This window comes from Pantoea sp. X-Soil-OKNW-556 (assembly GCF_059730695.1).
On sequence record NZ_AP035990.1, the window covers coordinates 507,452 to 526,788 of the forward strand.

The 19,337-nt window shown below is 54.9% G+C and carries 15 protein-coding genes; 12 read left to right on the top strand and 3 right to left on the bottom strand.

The genetic code is table 11. From position 1 onward, the window contains the following. Positions 1 to 6: 6 nt before the first annotated feature. Positions 7 to 1,872, bottom strand: coding sequence for a PTS beta-glucoside transporter subunit IIABC (bglF, locus tag AC6I8T_RS02230; protein ID WP_497833468.1), 1,866 nt, complete (start codon positions 1,870 to 1,872; stop codon positions 7 to 9). Positions 1,873 to 2,090: 218 nt separating this feature from the next. After that, a complete protein-coding gene (locus tag AC6I8T_RS02235; RefSeq protein WP_021184195.1) occupies positions 2,091 to 3,041 on the bottom strand; it encodes a LysR family transcriptional regulator in 951 nt (316 codons plus the stop codon). A gap of 147 nt (positions 3,042 to 3,188) precedes the next feature. On the opposite strand from AC6I8T_RS02235, the gene AC6I8T_RS02240 reads away from it, so the two are divergent. The 9 genes from AC6I8T_RS02240 (at position 3,189) to AC6I8T_RS02280 (ending at position 12,095) form a co-directional block, all read left to right on the top strand. Next, positions 3,189 to 4,145 carry a PDR/VanB family oxidoreductase gene (locus AC6I8T_RS02240; protein ID WP_208724672.1) on the top strand — a complete coding sequence of 319 codons (957 nt, stop codon included), beginning with the start codon at positions 3,189 to 3,191 and terminating at the stop codon, positions 4,143 to 4,145. After that, entirely contained in the window at positions 4,142 to 5,347 is a 1,206-nt protein-coding gene (locus AC6I8T_RS02245; protein ID WP_208724673.1) for an amidohydrolase family protein, read from the top strand. The genes AC6I8T_RS02240 and AC6I8T_RS02245 overlap by 4 nt, the downstream gene beginning before the upstream one ends. Further along, a complete protein-coding gene (locus AC6I8T_RS02250) occupies positions 5,337 to 5,792 on the top strand; it encodes a RidA family protein (protein ID WP_021184198.1) in 456 nt (151 codons plus the stop codon). The genes AC6I8T_RS02245 and AC6I8T_RS02250 overlap by 11 nt, the downstream gene beginning before the upstream one ends. A 14-nt stretch (positions 5,793 to 5,806) precedes the next feature. After that, on the top strand, positions 5,807 to 6,685 hold the full coding sequence (locus tag AC6I8T_RS02255; protein WP_208724674.1) for a creatininase family protein: 879 nt from the start codon (positions 5,807 to 5,809) through the stop codon (positions 6,683 to 6,685). Positions 6,686 to 6,699: 14 nt separating this feature from the next. Then, a complete protein-coding gene (locus tag AC6I8T_RS02260; RefSeq protein ID WP_497833469.1) occupies positions 6,700 to 7,671 on the top strand; it encodes an ABC transporter substrate-binding protein in 972 nt (323 codons plus the stop codon). Beyond that, on the top strand, positions 7,668 to 8,501 hold the full coding sequence (locus tag AC6I8T_RS02265; protein ID WP_497833470.1) for an ABC transporter ATP-binding protein: 834 nt from the start codon (positions 7,668 to 7,670) through the stop codon (positions 8,499 to 8,501). The genes AC6I8T_RS02260 and AC6I8T_RS02265 overlap by 4 nt, the downstream gene beginning before the upstream one ends. Further along, positions 8,501 to 9,301, top strand: a complete 801-nt coding sequence (locus AC6I8T_RS02270) for an ABC transporter permease (protein WP_208724676.1) — start codon at positions 8,501 to 8,503, stop codon at positions 9,299 to 9,301. The genes AC6I8T_RS02265 and AC6I8T_RS02270 overlap by 1 nt, the downstream gene beginning before the upstream one ends. Positions 9,302 to 9,324: 23 nt before the next feature. After that, positions 9,325 to 10,716 (top strand): FAD-binding oxidoreductase, encoded by a 1,392-nt coding sequence (locus AC6I8T_RS02275; RefSeq protein ID WP_497833471.1) that lies wholly within the window; start codon positions 9,325 to 9,327, stop codon positions 10,714 to 10,716. Positions 10,717 to 10,817: 101 nt separating this feature from the next. Further along, a complete protein-coding gene (locus tag AC6I8T_RS02280) occupies positions 10,818 to 12,095 on the top strand; it encodes a TonB-dependent receptor (protein WP_021184204.1) in 1,278 nt (425 codons plus the stop codon). A gap of 85 nt (positions 12,096 to 12,180) precedes the next feature. Here AC6I8T_RS02280 and AC6I8T_RS02285 read toward each other — a convergent pair whose 3' ends face one another. Then, positions 12,181 to 13,608, bottom strand: a complete 1,428-nt coding sequence (locus AC6I8T_RS02285; protein WP_208724678.1) for an alpha,alpha-trehalose-phosphate synthase (UDP-forming) — start codon at positions 13,606 to 13,608, stop codon at positions 12,181 to 12,183. A 212-nt stretch (positions 13,609 to 13,820) separates the two neighbouring features. Between AC6I8T_RS02285 and kup the strand changes: the two genes are divergently transcribed. From kup to AC6I8T_RS02300, 3 genes are all read left to right on the top strand, one after another. Then, positions 13,821 to 15,686: a low affinity potassium transporter Kup gene (gene kup / locus AC6I8T_RS02290; RefSeq protein ID WP_497833472.1), complete on the top strand. Its 1,866-nt coding sequence runs from the start codon at positions 13,821 to 13,823 to the stop codon at positions 15,684 to 15,686. Between the two features lie 184 nt (positions 15,687 to 15,870). After that, positions 15,871 to 16,482 (top strand): DUF2913 family protein, encoded by a 612-nt coding sequence (locus AC6I8T_RS02295; protein WP_208724679.1) that lies wholly within the window; start codon positions 15,871 to 15,873, stop codon positions 16,480 to 16,482. Between the two features lie 1,398 nt (positions 16,483 to 17,880). Continuing rightward, a complete protein-coding gene (locus tag AC6I8T_RS02300) occupies positions 17,881 to 19,323 on the top strand; it encodes a cytochrome ubiquinol oxidase subunit I (protein ID WP_021184208.1) in 1,443 nt (480 codons plus the stop codon). The last annotated feature ends 14 nt before the right edge of the window (positions 19,324 to 19,337 follow it).

A 19,337-nucleotide genomic window follows, 5' to 3' on the forward strand; every position in this document is an offset into this window, starting at 1 on the left:
CCTCAATTATTTCACCGCACTGAGCAACGGCGCACAGGCCGTTACCGTTGACGGTTGCAGGGATAAAACATCAATAAATTCATCGCTGTTACTGACCACCACCGGGGTGGTGAGATCGTATCCGGCCGCCTGAATGGCGCTCAGGTCGAACTCCAGCAGCAGATCGCCCACTTTCACCACATCATCGACGGCGACGTGTGGAGTGAAAAATTTGCCGTCCAGTTTGACGGTGTCGAGACCGACATGAATCAAGACTTCCGCACCGTCGTCTGCGGTCAATCCAATGGCGTGGTGGGTGCGGAAAAATGATGACACCACACCATCAATCGGCGACACCACGCGGCCATTATCCGGCACAATTGCCACACCTTTGCCCAGCAGGCCGCTGGCGAAGGTTTCATCTTTGATCGAATCCAGCGCCATTACCTTGCCCGAGATCGGGCTAAACACGGTTTGCATGCGTACCGGCGAGGCGTCGCCTGCCGGAGTCGGGGCGGTTTCCACTACCGGGGCGGGAGTGGGCAGGCCAAACAGCCAGGTGGCGACGGTGGCGAACAGCAATGCCACGATGGCACCGGCAAAAGAGGCGTAGACGCTGGCGTCGATGCCGCTGGGCGGCACCACCTGAATAAAGGTGAAGATGCTGGGGAAACCAAACGAATAAATGGTGGTATGCCAGAAACCAAGGATTGCGGCACCCAGTGCGCCACCGATGCAGCCAAAGATAAAGGGACGACGGTTGGGCAGGGTGATGCCGTACACCGCCGGTTCGGTGATGCCGAAGATGCTGGCGCTAAAGGCAGAACCGGCCATCGCCTTCACTTTGGCTTCATGGGTACGCAGCATCACGCCGAGGGTGGCGCCAGCCTGGCCGAGCACTGCTGGCATCAGCAGCGGCAGCAGGGTGTCGTGGCCGAAGTTAGTGAGGTTATTCAGCATGATCGGTACCAGCCCCCAGTGCAGACCGAAGATCACGCACACCTGCCAGATGGCCCCCATCACCGCACCGGCGATGGTCGGGCTGAGGCTGTAAATCCACAGATACCCCTCCGCCAGCATGCGGCTCAGCCAGGTGGCAGCCGGACCGATGGCGAGGAAGGTCAGGGGCACGGTGATAATCAGGCACAGCAGCGGGGTGGTGAAGTTACGCACCGCGCCAGGGGAACGCGGATGTACCACCCGTTCAACCAGGCTGGCAACCCAGGAGGCAAAGATAATCGGGATCACGGATGAGCTGTAGTTGATGATCTCCAGCGGGATGCCGAAAAAGCGTAGATTCTCGCCCTGCTGCTGCTGTTCCAGCGCGGTGAGGATCAGCGGATGGACCAGCGCAGCGGCGATAGCCATGCCGACAAACGGGTTGCCGCCAAATTTTTTGCTGGCGCTGTAGCCAAGCAGGATCGGCAGGAAATAAAACAGGCCATCGCTGGCGACAAACAGCAGCTTGTAGCTGCCGCTCTCCTGATGCATGACACCCAGCACCAGCGCCAGGGCCAGCAGTCCTTTGATAATACCGGAGGCGATCATTACCCCGATAAACGGGGTGAAGATGCCGGAAACCAGATCGATAAAGCGGGCGAACAGCGTTTGTTTGGGGGCATCGGCACGGTCGCTGTTGTCGTTTTCCAACCCGTGACGACTGGCTACCTGCTGATATACCTCGCCAACGTGGTTGCCAATCACCACCTGATACTGGCCGCCGCTCTCCACCACCATGATGATGCCGGGATTATTCTTCAACGCCGCGGTCTGGGCTTTACCCGGCTGCTTGAGTTTAAAGCGTAAGCGTGTGGCGCAGTGGATCACGCTGATGATGTTGGCTTTACCGCCGACACCTTCGACAATTTCGTCGGCCAGTTCCTGATATGGCATACCTACTCCCGCTGATAATCGCTGTTGTTCTCGGGTTGTCCCGGATTGGAGGCAAAAAAAAACCTAAATCGCACCGCGCTCGAAAACTGAATGCGGTGCGATTTAGGTTTTGCCTGATTTGCAGTAACAATCCTGAATCGCGCCCATCTTCAGCAATCAACGGCAGGCTGGCAAGAGGGGAAAGGGAGAAAGTGTGAGCCGAGTCAAAAATCCCGCTGTTACGGGGCGGGCGGAGGGGCAGTGGTTTGCCCCGCCAGGGCTTCTTCGTTCTGCATCAGGGCGAAAAACGACTCCAGTTCACGCAGCATCATTGAGGCGGCAATCGATAGCTGACGCTGCGGGGCGACGCACAGCGACAGGGTAAACGGCTTCAGCATGCCATCTATCAGCGGGATAAATTTCAGTTCACCACGGCGGTATTCATCCACAATATCCAGCCAACACATCAGGCTGATGCCCACGTCATCGCGAACCAGCGAACGCAGCATATGGATATTGTTGGTGCGGCCTACCTCATTCAGGGTGATGCCGGAGCTGTTGATCAGGGCCTCAAGCGGCTCTGCCAGCATCAGGGGGGCGGCGGGAACGATAAACGGCCAGGATTCACAATGGCTGAAGCGGATAGTTTCCAGCTTGGCCAGCGGGTGTTGGCTGCTGACCACAATACCCAGGCGTAAATCCGCAAACGACTTCACCAGCAGCTCGCGCGAGCTTTGTGGATTGAGCATGATGCCAAAATCGGCGTCGCCATTGGTCAGCGCGTTAGCGATATGGATGTTGCTCATGGTGGTGAGCGTAAAGGAGATACCGGGATACTCGGTGCGAATGCGTTGCAGAATGGCCGAGAAAAAGCCGCGGTTGATGGCATCAATGGTGGCGATATGCACATGACCGTGACGCAGGCCGCGCAGATCATCGAGCTGGGTACAGACGCGACCAAACTCTCGCTGCCAGTTCCTGGCAGCATTCAGCAAAATTTCCCCGGCTGCGGTCATACGTAATCCTGATGGATGACGTTCAAACAGCGGCATATCCAGCTGCTGTTCCACCCGCAAAATCTGTCGATCGATGGAGGATGCCGAGACATGCAGCGTCTCGGAAGCCTTGCGCAGTGAACCCTGGCGGGCCACCTCGGTGAAGTAGATCAGAAACCGGGAGAAGGCGAACATAGCGGGTGCTCTCTTTTTTGCAACGCATCGTGCGAATTAAACAGATGGACGCTTACACACAGGCAAAATAATAATCGCAATCACGATAAAAACAAGACTACGCGCGGCCTCCCGGCTGATGACGTGTCCGTCGTATGCAGGATTATTATGAAGCAGGCAGAGAATCTGGCTGTCACCGTCATCGCAAAGCAGTTCAACGGTGCTGGCAATGTATTACTGACCCTGGCGTCTGCCAGCGGCCACCCACTACCGGTGTTTACCCCCGGTGCCCATATTGATGTGACCATTCCCGACTGTGGCAAGCGGCAGTATTCGCTGTGCTCGGCCGCCGGGGAGGCACACTATCAAGTTTGCGTCCGTCTCGATCAGGCATCGGGCGGCGGCTCTCGCTGGCTGCACCATCAGGTGCAGACGGGGACGCGTTTAACCATCTCCGCACCACGCAACCATTTTCCGCTGCCGGAAGCGCCGCGTACATTGCTGTTTGCGGCGGGTATCGGCCTGACACCGTTGCTGGTGATGGCTGAGCACCTGGCGGCGCAGAATGCCGAGTTCACGCTGCATCTGTTTCTTAAACGTCACGATGAGCTACCGTTTAGTGCGCGTCTGGACCAGCTTGGCTCGCGGGTGGTGCTGCATTACAGCAGCGAGGGCGATAGCCTGCGCCAGCGAGTACCAGAAGACCTCAAAGTAGCGCACAACAGCGTGCTGGTGAGCTGTGGACCGGCGGGTTTTATGGAGCATCTGCATCAACTGGCGCAGCAACATGGCTGGCGTGACGATCAACTGCATAGCGAAAAATTCAAACCTGATGTCACCACGCAATCGATTGCTGGCGACGTGTTCACGGTAGAAATCGCCTCCAGCGGTGCGCGTCACACCATCAATGCCGATGAAAGCATTGCTGAAGTGCTGGAGCGTGCAGGGATCGACATCGAACTCTCCTGCGAGCAGGGCATGTGCGGAGCCTGTATTACCGGCGTGCTGAGCGGTGAGCCGGATCATCGCGATGAAGTGTTGAGTAAGAAAGAGCGCGCGGCGAATGACTGCATCGTGCTGTGCTGCTCACGCGCCCGTACCCCGTTACTGGTACTTGACCTGTGAACGCGTATCCAGGCGCGACAGGCGCGCGTTTACCCCGCTGGCTGCTCCCGCAGGACTGGCCGATGCATGGCGATCATCCAGTGCTGGCGACACTACATTTTCGCGAAGATGGCACCCATATCGAGCCAGATCGTGACGTTAGCGGCTATCTGGCGCTGAACGGCGCGCTGGTGCTGCCGCCGTTGATTGAACCTCACGCCCATCTCGATAAAACCTTCACCGTGCAGCGCAGCCCGGCGTTGCAACCGGGCCTGCTGGCGGCGATTGCTGCGATGCATCAGGACCGGGCGCGCTGGAGCGCGGACGATCTGCGCCAACGCGCCCGCCAGGCGCTGAACTGGGCGGTGGAGGCTGGCGTGGGCCTGCTGCGTACCCATATCGACTGGTTCTCAGCCGATGCGCCTCTGGCGTGGCAGATCGTGGGCGAAATGCAGCATCCGCTGTGCACCCTCGAACGCGTGGCGTTGGCCCCGCTGACCTTTTTTGCCGATGCCGACCAGGCGGAACATATAGCCGCACAGGTTGCTGCCAGCGGTGCGCTGCTTGGCGGTTTTATTCACAGCAGCAACTGGGATGCGCAGGCATTTACCCATCTGTTGCAGGCGGCAGAACGCTGGCGGCTGGATATTGATCTGCATATCGACGAAGAACTGAGCCACGACGCGCAAGGGTTGCGCTGGCTGGCGCGTTATTTGCAACACCATCCGTTTAGCGGACGTATTACCTGTAGCCACGGTTGTGCACTGGCGCAGCAGGAGGACGGCGAGGCGATCCTCGATGTGCTGGCGCAACACCGCGTCACCCTGATTGCGCTGCCGCTGACCAACCTGTTGTTACAGGACGCGGTGCCGGGACGCACCCCGCGCCAGCGCGGTTTAACCCTGATTAAAGAGGCGCAAACGCGTGGTATGCCGGTGTTGCTGGGGGCGGATAACGTGCAGGACGCGTTCTGTCCGGTCGGCAGCTACGACCCACTCGATACGCTGTTTAGCGGGTTACTGAGTGCGCAACTTGGCGCGGCTTTTGATGAAGCATCGGCCCTGATTTGCCAGCGTGCGGCGTTACATGACGGTGCAACTCTGCTGGCTAACGATTTTGTCATTTTCCCTGCTGCCGAAGCGGCAAGCTGGCCATTGCGCAGCCGCCACCGCTATCGGTTGAAACAGGGGATCTGTTATGGAGAGTCCACCAATGACGCTTGAAGCTGGGGCGGGTAAACCGCTGGCGAAGTATGCCGCGTGGCGACGCGCGGGCGATTTTATCTTTCTCTCCGGCATCATCCCGGTGAATCCGCAAACCGCGCTGATTGTGCGCGGTTACGACGATATCCCCGCCGAGGCGCAGCAACTGTTGGGGCGTACCGGCGAGTTTTCCACCGATATCAAAGAAGGGCCAATTCTGGCGCAGAGCTGGTACGTGCTGGAGAGCATCCGCACCACCATCGAAAGCGCAGGCGGCCAGATGAGCGATGTGATCAAGCTGGTGCAGTACTTCCGCAATCTGGACCACTTTCCTCACTACAGTCGGGTGCGCAAGCTGTTTTACCCCGATACGCCACCGGTTTCTACCGTGGTACAGGTCAGCGAAATGCTGCCCAGCCCGGATGTCTTAATTGAAGTTGAAGCGACGGCGTGGTTGCCGCAATAACACGAGGAAGCGAGATGTTACATGGTTATATTCCGGCAAACCGCTTTTTGCCGTATCTGAGCTGGACCGATATCGCCACGCTGGAAGACAAAGCCAACACGGTGATCGTACTGCCGACCGGGGCGATTGAGCAGCATGGCCCGCATCTGCCGTGTGCGGTAGACAGCGTGATCTCCTCCGGGGTCGTCGGCCATGCACTGGCGCGTTTACCGGCAGAAATTCCGGCCTACGCCATTCCGCCCATCACCTATGGCAAATCGGATGAGCATCTGCATTTCCCCGGCACCCTGACGCTGACCGGTGAGACGCTGCTGCATACCATTCTGGAGATTGGCGAATCGCTGTACCGCGCCGGTTTCCGTAAGTTCCTGATGGTAAACGGTCATGGCGGTCAACCGCAGCCATTGCAGATGGCGATGCGTGAACTGCGTCTGCGCCACGGCGACATGATCATCATCATGCAGGACACTTTCAAAGTACCGAACTGCGCCGAAAGTTTTATGGACGAGAAAGAGCGTCAGATGGCGATGCACGCCGGTCATGCCGAAACCGCCCTGATGCTGGCGCTGGCACCCGATACGGTGCAGATGGAGAAAGCCGTCGCCAACTATCCACCGGCGTTCCCATGCCCGACACTCTCCAGCACCCGCCCGATGGCAGCCTGGGCTTCGTATGATTTCGGCCCCAGCGGCGTGATTGGCGATCCGTTGCCTTCCACCCCAGAGCAGGGCGAGGCGATCCTTGAGTCGCTGGCCATCAGTTGGGCGCAGGTGATCACCGAAGTGCACCAAATGACCTGGGTAACCCGTGCCGAACCGGCGTGGGGCAAAGGGCAGTGGCAGGGCAAAGTTTTAGACCAAAACGACGCAGCATCATTATTACAACCGCGCTAATTCGGGGATCGGCTATGAAAAAAACATTGAGCATTGTCGCCGCGCTTGCTGTGGCACTGTCGGCACCAGGTATGGCCGCCGAGAAATTTACCTTTATGACCAACTGGTATGCTCAGGCCGAGCATGGCGGTTTTTATCAGGCTCAGGCGCAGAATCTGTATCGCGATGCCGGGCTGGATGTCACCATTAAAATGGGCGGCCCGCAGGTGCACACCATGCAGCTGATGGCTGCTGGTCAGGCTGACTGCATCATCAGCGATAACATGCAGGCGCTGGAGTCCTGGCAGCAGGGCGTGGAAGCGGTGCCGGTTGCCACCACTTTCCAGCACTCGGCGATTGTGTTTATTACCCACCCGGATGTGAAAAGTCAGGCTGATTTGCAGGGTAAAACTTTCCTGTTAGCCGCAGAAGCCTATACCTCGTACTGGCCGTGGGCGCAGAGCGCACTCAACCTGAAAAACGCGCGCGTACGTCCTTATACCTTTAGCGTGCAGCCATTCCTCGCGGATAAAACGCTGGTGCAGCAGGGCTACGTGACCTCCGAACCGTTCGCGGTGCAGAAGGCCGGTGCACAGGCCAATGTTTACCCCATCAGCGACTGGGGCTACCCGCCGTATGGCAACAGCATCGTTTGTATGAAATCGACCATCGAAAAACGTCCGCAGGCGGTTGCAGCCTTCGTCAAAGCCTCAATGCAGGGCTGGAAAAACTATCTGGAGAATCCGGCTGTGGGCAACGTGCTGATTAAGAAAGAAAACCCGCAGATGACCGACGATCAGATTGCCTTCAGCATCGCGCAGATGAAAAAGTATCAGATGCTGACCGGCGGCGATGCGCAGACCGGGGGTATCGGCATCATGACCGTACCGCGCCTGAAGCAGACCTGGCAACTGCTGGTGGACAACAAGCTGATCGACCCGGCGAAAGTACCGTTTGACGGCAGCTACACCCTGAAATTCATTCAAGACGTGAAGGTTATGCCATGAATGCCGCCAGCCGACTGACCCTGATGAGCAATGATGCGCAAGCGGTGCCGCTACATGCGGCCGCTCCGGCGATTGAAGTGCTCTCCGCTGAGAAAATTTACCCGAACGGTACGCGTGCCTTGCTGCCGGTAGACCTGACGATTCGCCAGGGCGAATTTGTCTCGCTGCTTGGTCCGTCTGGCTGTGGCAAAAGTACCTTGCTGAAAATGATCGCCGGGCTGATTGAGTCGAGTGATGGCAAGTTGATGCTGTTTCGGCGCGATCGCCGGGAAAAACAGCACGATCTGCCGTTATCGTTCGTGTTTCAGGAGGCGACGCTGATGCCGTGGAGCAACGTGCACAAGAATGTGCGCCTGCCGCTCGACTTAGCTGGCGTGCCGCGTGCCGAAGCCGACACCCGCGTGCGGGAGATCCTTGAACTGGTCGGTCTGGGGCAGTTTGGTCATGTGCTGCCGCGCGAGTTGTCCGGCGGTATGCAGATGCGTGTGTCGATTGCGCGTGGTCTGGTGACGCGGCCAAAGGTGTTGCTGATGGATGAACCCTTCGGAGCACTGGATGAGATCACCCGTAACAAGCTGGACAGCGACCTGCTGCAACTGTGGCAGGAACAGAAGCTGACGGTGGTGTTTGTCACTCACTCGATTCAGGAAGCGGTGTTCCTGTCGCAGCGGGTGATCATGATGGCCGCCAGACCCGGGCGCGTGGTGGATGATATCAGCATTGATGCGCCGTTCCCGCGCGATGATGAGTTCCGTGTCAGCCAGCAGTTTACGCAGTATGCGCAGCAGTTGCAGCGCGGTCTGTTTGCCGCCAGTCAGGAGAGCAAATAATGAAGAAGCCCTTAGCCGCGCAGCGTAAGTTTCAGCAGTGGTTGTTCCCGGCGCTGTTCGCCATCGTACTGTTATTGTTGTGGCAGTTTCTGGTCACCACGCTGAAGGTGCCCGCCTTTCTGGTGCCGTCGCCGGTGGTAGTGGCGCAGAGCCTGGTGCAGAACTTCCCGACGCTGTTTATGTCCTTGCTTTACACCCTGAAGATCACCGTGATCTCCTTTGTGGTGGCGATTGTGATTGGCTCCATCGTGGCGTTTTTGCTGGTGCAGAACCGCTTTATCGAAAGCGCGTTGTTTCCTTACATCGTGTTTTTACAGGTAACGCCGATTGTGGCGATTGCGCCGCTGATCATCATCTGGGTGAAAGACACCACCATGTCGCTGGTGGTGTGCGCCACGCTGATGGCGGTATTTCCCATTATCTCCAACACCACCCAGGGACTGCGTAGTGTCTCGCCGGGGTTGTTGAGCTATTTCAAACTGAACCATGCGTCGCGTTTGCAGATTCTGCTGCGCCTGCGTATTCCTTCGGCGTTGCCGTACTTCTTTGGCGCGCTGCGTATCTCCAGCGGCTTGTCGCTGATTGGCGCGGTGGTGGCGGAGTTTGTTGCTGGCACCGGTGGCACCGATACCGGGCTGGCGTACCAGATTTTGCAGGCCGGCTATCAGCTCAATATTCCGCTGATGTTTGCCGCGCTGCTGCTGATTTCTCTGGCGGGTTTCCTGCTGTTTGCCCTGATGTCGTGGCTGACGCGCCGCGTATTGGCGGCCTGGCATGAGAGCGAACTTAGCCCGACCTGATACCTCAACTACAGGAAAGAAAGATGTCTGATTCCGATCGTCAGTCTGCACTGGCGGCGCTGGTTGCGGCGTTGCCTGAACTTGACTGGATTAAAGAAGCGCCGAAGGTCAAACGCCTGTCGCGCGATTTTCACTGGTTCAGCCCGGTGCTGAAACCGCAACTGGAAGAGAAGTTCGCCGAGCTGGCGGTGCGCCCGCGAGATGAGCAGGAGCTGGCGGCGGTGGTGGCGGCCTGTACTGCCCGCCGCATCCCGCTGAATCTGCGGGGTGGTGGCACCGGCAACTACGGTCAGCTGATTCCGCTTAACGGTGGGTTGATGGTCGATATGACCAAACTCAACGCCGTGGTGAGCATGGGGCACGGCACGGTCTGTGCGCAGGCCGGGATTCGCCTCGGTGATCTGGAAGCCCATACCCGGCCGCTCGGTTGGGAGCTGCGTTGTATGCCGTCCACCTGGAAGCTGGCGACTCTTGGCGGTCTGTTTGGCGGCGGTTTTGGTGGCGTGGGTTCCATCAACTATGGCCCGCTGGCAGCACCTGGCAATGTGTTGTCGGTGAAGCTGATGACCATGGAAGAGACGCCGCGCATCCTGACGCTTCAGGCACCGGACGCCTTGCTGCTGCACCACGCTTACGGCAGTAACGGCATCGTGCTGGAAATCGAGCTGGCGCTGGCTCCGCGTCATGACTGGATCGAACGTCTCGACACCTTTACCAGTTTTCCGGCGGCGATGGCCTTTGCTGATGCCCTGGCAAAATCGCCGGGGCTGGTGAAGCGTCAGGTGGCGGTGATGGCTGCGCCGGTACTGGATTACTTCACCGATCTCGCTGACGCGGAGGTGGCGGGACAACACGGCGTGATTTCGGTGGTCGGTGTGGAGAGCGACCGTCTGCTGCCATCATTGCTGACGCAGCATGGTGGCCGCAGCGCGTTGCATTTTGCCGAGGGTGAGAACCACGGCCATTCGCTGATTGAATATTGCTGGAACCACACCACGCTTCAGGCGCTGAAAGTGGATAAAACCCTGACCTATCTGCAAACCGCCTATGCAGCGGAAAATTACCATCAGCAGGCGTTGGCGATGGAAGCGCAATTATCAGATGAAGTGATGTCGCATATTGAATTTCTGCGCGATATGAACGGCACCTTAACCTGTAGCGGCTTGCCGCTGGTGCGTTTTAGCGATGAAGATCGCCTGAATGATATTATGCAAATTTACCGTGATAACGGTGTGAAAATAAATAACCCGCACGTTATTCATATTGAAGATGGTAAACAGGGCATGGTGCGGGCGGATGTTGTTGCTATGAAACGCGCCTGCGATCCGTATAATTTACTTAATCCCGGCAAATTACGTGGCTGGGAAGTGCGCGATACATTGCCGGATGTGAAAATAACCGGTGTAAATAATTAATCAATAATAAAACTTTTTTACAGCAAAGCGAGCCACCACCGCACATTTATTGTGCGGGTGGCCATGCTTTGCTCTTTTAAAAAGTGACGAGGCTTGGGACTATGCAATTAAAAACACTGAGTGGTGCGTGTCTTGCTGCGCTGTTTTTCCCGCTTGCTCCGGCTGCACTGGCGGCAACACAGAGCAATATCAGCGATTGTCAGTACGGTGCGAGTGGCGTAAATAGTTTTACCGATATCTTCACCTGCGGCACCGTGAGCGGTAGTTTGCGTACGCTGTATTATTCGACGCATAACGCCTATTTCTCCAAAGGGTTTAATCAGGATACCGTGAGCTACGGTGGCAGCATCAAGTATGAAACCGCGCCGTTTTATGGTTTTCGTGCTGGCGTCAGCGGTATTTTCCTGCGTGGTATCGATCATCCGGATGAAGCAAATACCATCAGCGATATTGGCGATAATCAAACCAACGTCGGTGAAGCTTATTTAAGCTGGCAGCAGGATGATTTTAAAATAACGGCCGGTGATCAACGAATCAATATTCCTTTTGTCGGTGATTACGACTGGCGTATTACGCCAATTCTGTTCCGTGGCGTTGATGCGAATTACGGCGACAGCACCAATTATCTGCATGCCACTAAAGTCTGGCGTTATAAACCGTGGGGTGACGATCAGTTCCTTAATACCACGGCGTATACCGATGTTGATGAACGCACCAACGGCATGTGGGCGTTGGGCGGTGGTCGCGGCACGCAGTGGGACGGTAAAAAACTCACCGGCCAGTTGTGGTATCAGGAGTACGCCGATTACACCCGTCTGGTGTATGGCGAGAGTCATTTGCAATGGCAGGATACGCTGTTCCAGCCGGACCTGGGCGTGCAGTTTATTCGTGGCACCAGCCTTGGCAAAGCGCTCGCCGGTGAAGTCAACAGTACCTCTTACGGTGCTCAACTGGCGCTGACCTTTACCCCAGCCCTGAGCTGGAAACTGGGTTATGACCACATTGCCGCCAGCGGCAATAGCTGGAACAACGGCTCGCTGGTTACCCCATACGCGCACAACACCTCGTCCGGTCCTTACTTTGCGCAGCCGTTCTTTACCAGTACCCAGGATCTCGGCAGCGGCAACGCCTATATGACCAACCTGAACTATGTAATGAATGAAAACTTGTCGCTCGGGACGCAGTATTCATTTATGGATCTGAAACCGTCACCGGCGTCGGCCAGCATCAACCAGTCAGAATATCTGGTGTATTTCACCTGGAGCTTCAGTGGCGTGTTGAAGGGCCTGAGTCTGACCGATTTCGCCGGGGTGCAGACATCCCCGCTGTATGATTCTCACTTCTGGCAGAACCGTTTGAGCCTGCAATACGATTTTTAAATCCTCGGGGGGCTTTGCGGCCTCCCGTTTTATCTTCGTAGCGGCGCGATAAATCGCGCCGCTACGTCAGGGTTGTTACCTGAAACTAATATCTCAACCTCCCCACCATTTTGGCTGTCACCACCAAACTGCCCGCCATTACAGCTGCTTCATCACTTTCTGACTCATGTAGATCAGCCAAAAAACCGGCTGCCCACCCGTGGCAATCCTGACGGTGGATGCCTTTCATCAACCGTGCATGGCGATTCTGACGTTCACTGAGCGGAATTCGCAACGCGGTATGGATGGCGTCGGCGATGGCATCCGGGTCATAAGGATTGACGATCAACGCGCCATCCATATGTTCCGACGCCCCGGCAAACTGCGACAGGATCAGCACGCCAGGGTTGGCCGGATCCTGCACCGCAACATACATCTTTGCCATCAGGCTCATACCTGCCATCAGTGGCGTCACCAGCGCGACGCGGGATGCGCGATAAATCCCTGCCTGCTCCTCACGGCTGTAAGATTTGGTCAGATAACTGACGGGGCACCACTCCAGCGTGCCATGTACGCCGTTCATCTCGCCACAGATGCTCTCGAGGTCATGACTTAACCCGGCGGTGCGTGGCGCATAACCGGCCAATGGCGAGGCCAGTTGTAACAACATCATGTTGCCGACGTAATCCGGATGGCTGCGTAGCAGGACCTCAACGGCGCTGATGCGGTAAGGCAGACCGGCGCTATCGTCGAGGTGCCCTCCGCTGAGGATCGTGTTTTGCGGCAGCGTGGCGCGACACTGTTCTTCCATATAACTGCAACTGTTGCTGGCTAACAGGCAGTGCGCATCTTCCAGATCGATCCCGACCGGATAGACACCGGTTCTGAGCAGGTGACCGTGAATGCGAAACAGCGTGCCACCGAGACGTTCGCAACGAAATGCGCTCTCCACCCACAGCAGAAAGTTGTTCATGTCCTGGCTGGTCTGAAAACCAATCAGATCGCAACACAGCAACGACTCAGCCAGCCATTGCCAGTCCGGGATGGCGGTAAATCCCTGACCGGCGGGAAACGGTTGATGGAAGAACAGGCCGATACGGTTGGTCAAACCGGCGTCACGCATCAGCCTGACGCTGGGTATCAGGTGATAGTCCTGGATCCAGATGACATCGTCGGGCATCGCGTATTCGGCAATCGCTCGGGCGTACGCCTCATTGAATTTCCGATATTGACTCAGGTCATCCTGACTGAAGCGCGCCAGATCCGGGCGTTGATGGAACATCGGCCACAGACCCTGGTGAACATAGTTTTGGTAACCCTGTTCCCGTTCACCTCGGGTGAGCGGAAAGGTGAGGGTGTCAAATTTATGCCCCTGGCGGAAGGTCAGGGGACGTGGCATATCTGCTGCGAGGGCCTGAGTTTTGCCATCCCAGCTTACCCAAAGCCCACCGTTGCGCGACAGAATGCTTTCATACAGGGCGGATAACGTCGAAGCCCGGGACAGATTGTGCGAAACCAGAATTAAGCCTGACATAGCATTTTCCCTTTGATCACGATGAAAATCGTTCCATTTGATTTAAGCCATCGGCATATAAAAAAGGCGTAAAAAGATGGCGGGCGGATATAAAAATCAGGCAAAAACGGGAGGTTGTGCGCGTTACTCTCCGCATCAGCGGCAGGGGCAGCAGCTATAATATGCTCATTCGCTTTGCTGTCCGTAACCCCCTGTGAAAGGATGCCTCTCTTATGGCTTCAACTAAGCAGTCTCTCCCGGCAGGTATGCTGGCAGCGGCCGGTATCGTGTTTGGTGATATCGGCACCAGCCCGTTGTATACGCTGCGCGAATGCCTTTCGATATTACCCAACGGCGGCATGACCTCTACTGCCGTGATGGGGTTTCTCTCGCTGATTTTTTGGGCGCTGACGCTGATCGTCACCGTGAAATACGTCTGCTTTGTGATGCGTGCCGATCACGACGGAGAGGGTGGGATTCTGACGTTGATGTCTCTGGCTCGTCAGCATGTTACCGGTCGTGCCGGGCATTTTATCGTGTTGGCCGGGTTGATTGGTGGCGCATTCTTTTATGGTGATGGCGTGATCACACCGGCCATTTCGGTGTTGTCGGCGATTGAAGGGATCGAAGTGGTGGCACCCGCACTGGACCATGTGATTGTGCCGCTGTCGGTGGTCATCCTGACCTTACTGTTTATTATTCAAAAACATGGCACCGAGCGGGTCAGTCTGGTCTTTGGCCCGGTGATGCTGGTGTGGTTTCTCACCCTCGCTGCGCTGGGTATCCGTGGGATTGTGATGCATCCGGGTGTGCTGCAAGCGCTGAACCCCTGGTACGCGCTGGAGTTTCTTAACAGCCACAAAGCGCTGTCGTTCGCGGCGTTAGGTATGGTGGTGTTGGCCGTGACCGGGGCCGAAGCGTTGTATGCGGATATGGGACATCTGGGGAAAGCGCCGATTCGGCTGGCATGGCTGATTATTGCGATGCCAGCGTTGGTGCTGAACTACTTTGGTCAGGGAGCGCTGGTGCTGACGGATGCGGATGCTGTGCGCAATCCTTTTTACCTGCTGGCACCAGGCTGGGCGCAGATTCCGCTGATTGTCCTTGCCACGCTATCGACCGTGATTGCGGCGCAGTCGGTGATCTCTGGCGTCTATACGCTGACGCATCAGGCGATTCGCCAGGGATTTCTGCCGCCGGTACGTATTGTCTACACCTCATCGACCGAGTCCGGACAAATCTATATTCCGGTGGTTAACTGGCTGCTGTTTGCCGCCGTGACCGTCATTATTATCTCTTTCCGCCAATCTTCTGCGCTGTCGTCGGCGTATGGCATCGTGGTGACCGGCACTATGGTGCTGACAGCCTGTCTGGCAAGCGTGGTGGCGTTCAAAAATTGGCGCTGGCCGTTGCCCCTGGCGGTGGTGTTCCTTGTGTGTATGTTGGCCATTGATGTCCCGCTGTTTAGCGCCAATTTGATGAAACTGCTCTCCGGCGGTTGGGTGCCGGTTCTGCTGGCGATGACGATGCTGGTGTTGATGCTGATCTGGAGTAGTGAGCGCTCACTGCTAATCCGCCGACTGGCGGATGACCCGGTGGGGCTGAAGGCGATGATCAGTTCGCTGGAAGCCGCACCGCCGATGAGAGTTGGCGGCACCGCGATCTTTCTCGCGCGTAAGGAGTATGAAATCCCGCAGGCGCTGCTGCATAACCTCAAACATAACCGCGTGTTGCATCAACGCACCGTACTTTTACATATCCGCACCATCGACACGCCCAGGGTGCATAACCAGAAGCGCATCAGCATGCAGCAACTTTCCCCCTCATTTTGGCAGGTGACGGCTTCCTATGGCTGGCATGAGGTGCCCTCAATGCAGGAGATTTTGCATTTGTGCGGCCTGGAAGGTTTTGGTTGCTCGCTACAGGAAGCCTCGTTCTTTACTTCCCACGACACGCTGGTGATGAAAAAGCGTCGCGGGTTGGCACGGGCGAAAGGGGCGATTTTCCATTTCTTCCAGCGCAATGCGTTGCGTGCTCATGAACAATTTATGATCCCTGCCAACAGGGTGATTGAGTTAGGCGGGCAGAGGGAGTTTTGATATGAAGAGACGAAGCCGTTCTGGCAGAAAGGCTTTTTAAATGAAATCTCAGATTATTCTTTAATAATGCCTTTAATAAAGGCAGGACACATCAGAAAGGTGAATGTGTGAGGTTTACATTCTGCCAAAATTGTATTTCACTTGAATCCGCTGGAGTGGCAGTTAATGACATGGAGATGTTGCTGTGAGAACTGAACCGTTGACAGAGAAAACCGGACATTTAGCATGGTGTGCATTGGTGGCTCTGCATGTTGCCAGACTGGATGGATTAGTAGGTTCGGTATCGCAGGAAAATATTTTTCTGATTCGCTGGCTCTCCACGGCACTGAAACAACATCGTTTCCCCCGTGAGGTCGCGCCGGATATTCACTGGTTACTGAAACAGGGGCGAACTCTTGGCGCAAGGTCTGAATTGCGCGATAAGCTTGAATATCTCTGGCGTACCTGCAATGGCGTATTACTGGAGCAAAATGATCTGTTCAGACTGACCTATGCCATTGAAACGGCGAAGCAGATGGATTTTACCTTTCATCATCTCAATGATCGGGAATGGTCCGGGCGTAATAGGGTCAGTGCTAATCCGGTGATGGATGCGATTTATTTGTCACGTAGCTCGCTGGATGTCTCATTTAATGAAGACGGCAAGCAAATTGCGCCTTTAATGGTGCGGCTGACAGGAAACACGGCACGACTGGAAAATATCCTTAATCGTTACGGATGGTGCACAGAAAACTGTGCTGATCACCAGATACCTTCTCTTTATCGGTTAGTGGTGCATAGGCCATTGAATCAATAATTCGCTAATTATATTTTCATATGATTGATACCGCATTAGCGCGATAAATCGCGCCGCTGCGAATGGGTGTAAATACGATTGCTTTCCGTAACCCTCTAAAAGACTAACCTAGACAGTTCATCAATCCTGGCCGGATATTCATTTCACGCAAACTAAACCAAGGTATAGTCATAACTGCTTTGGTCATTCGTGGAAATGTTATGGCAATCTTTCACCTGTTACATCTGCGCGAAATGCTACGAATGCTGTTCGTTATTTTATGCGTGATTTTGAAGCATTTTACCCATCGCAGTTTATGTTCGAAAATCGTGCTGACTTGTCTCATCTATGTGGCCCAGGCGCTGCTATGGTGGCCTTAGTTCACCAGGTTGACTGTCACCAACCTCAACCGTAATGGATGAGCTAATCGTGCGCTGGGGTAAAAAAAGGGTTCATGTGAAGCATGAACCCTTTTTCATGACAACTCACCCACGACAGGCCGGATATTTTATCGTCAGAAAATAAAGGATCTGTTGGTAAATTATAAATGTTACTCATTGGTTATTTTTGTTGTTAATTATCGACTGAAAGGTTATTGATATGACCATTATGATAATGCGGATATCGTTTTTTTTGTGAATTTTATGTACCTTTATATTGATTAAACGTTATCGTACACATTGGAAATTATTATTATCCCGAAGCGGTTTGAATTTTTATAAACATCCTTATTAGTCATTTTTTGGTAAACACTGAAAAATCACAATTTCGTTAACTTGTTGATTTAGATTATTATTTTGTGAGTGCTTGCGTATTTTTTATTGCCGAATCAGCCGCAATTTGACTTAGAATAGTCAACTGTTTCAATGTTTGATTTTCTTTTGGTTACAGTTGGTTGGTTGATTGATTCATTTTTTGTTTCTTGTGAATGAATATAAGATCTCTTGCAACAGAAAAACGATTTACCCACATTTTTCTTGACAATATGCGGGTGGGGGGGAATATACTGACCCTCATTCGGACTACACAGCTCCTATATTGTGCTTTATTGACAATATAAGCGTCTCGAAACCTGGATCATCTCAAATAAGCAAATTTCAGGTCTTAACGGTAATTTTCTTACCGTCGAGTATTGTTGCGCTTATTTTTAAGCTTCGTCGGCAATTGCCTGGTTGTAAGCATGGCCAACTGGCCAGGCTCGACATGCCATGTACATGTTGTCGGATATTATCCTGTTTCTAATGTGTTTAGCAGGGACATGTGCTAACCAGGATGTTTTGGCGTGTAGACTAATCCGATGGTGCGACACCTTTTTCTACACTCCCCGTTCTGACTCTTACCACTTCACCTGCCATGTAAGGGGAAGAGCGTTCGGTTGTCGCTGGCTAATCTGGTCACTTAATAGAAAAGAAGATAGTCATGTTAAGTAACGATCTCACATCGCTGATTACGCGAATCGACTTCGCGTTAATCTCATCAGTACATATCATTTACCCACCACTGACCATTGGTCTGGCCGCGCTGCTGTTCATTTCTGAACTGATGTGGGTCAGAAAAAATGATGAAAAGTGGTACCGCTTGTGTCGCTTTTTCGAAAAGCTGTTCATCGTCAACTTCGGAGCCGGTGTGGCAACGGGTGTTACGATGGAAATGGCTTTTGGTATCCTGTATGGCCGCTTTTCTCAAGCTGCCGGGCCATTCTTTGGCCAGGTGTTGGGATATGAGACCATCACCGCCTTTATGTATGAAGCCGGTTTTATCGGACTGATGATTTTTGGCTGGGGCAAGATCAGCCGTGGGATGCATCTTTTCGCGACTTTCAACGTCGCCCTCTCCTCAACGCTTTCAGCGATGTGGATTCTGGTCGCTAACTCCTGGATGCAGACGCCAACCGGTGTCGAATACAAGAATGGCATCTTTCATGTGACCGATTGGGTAGCCGCGCTCCTCAATCCGAATGTCAAAAGCGCGTTTCCTCACATGTTGCTGGCCAGCTTCGAGCTGTCGCTCTGCTTCGTGGTCGCGACCTGTGCCTGGTTCGTACTGAAACGCCGCAATGTGGAGCTTTTCCTGCGACCGCTGAAATATGCGCTGGTGTTGCTGGCCGTGGTTTCTGCTGCACAAATCTATATGGGTGATGTGCTGGGCGAGAATACTCTCGAAAACAAACCTGCGGCACTGGCAGCGATGGAAGGGCACTACGACACCTATGATGCAGCAGGTAACGTCAACAGCGCCTGGCATATCATCGGTTGGCCGAATGCCGAAGGAAATGGGCTGGCCTGGTCGATTTCTATCCCGCATGCACTCAGCCTGATTGAAACCAAAACCTGGAATGGCCCGGTGAAAGGCCTGAACAGCTTCCCGAAAGACGAACAGCCGCCTGTGGTGCTGCCTTTCTATGCGTTCCGCGCGATGGCCGGAGCGGGTGGTGCAATCCTGCTGGTCAGCCTGTGGGGTATCTGGCTGATGGCGCGCCGTCGTATGACGGTGGAACTGGCCCCACGTAATACGTTGTTCCTGTTTATCGCGGTTGTGATGGTGGTGCTGCCTTATATCGCGGTAATCGCAGGTTGGTGGACGCGTGAAATTGGTCGTCAGCCGTGGATTGTTAACGGACTGATGCGTACTGAGGACGGTATGAGCGCGATGACGCTTGGCCTGGCAATCTTCTGGCTGGTTGGCTTTGCCATCTTCGAGTCAGCGGTGGTTGCCGGTACGATCTGGTTCCTGGCAAAAGTTGTTCGTCAGGGTCCTGATTTGACCAGCAAGCTGCCGGGTGAAGGCCATGAGCATATCGGCCAGCTCGACCTGCCGCCAGGCGGTCATGCTGACCATCCTGAATACGTAAGACCGGTCTGACGCGGAGAAGAAAC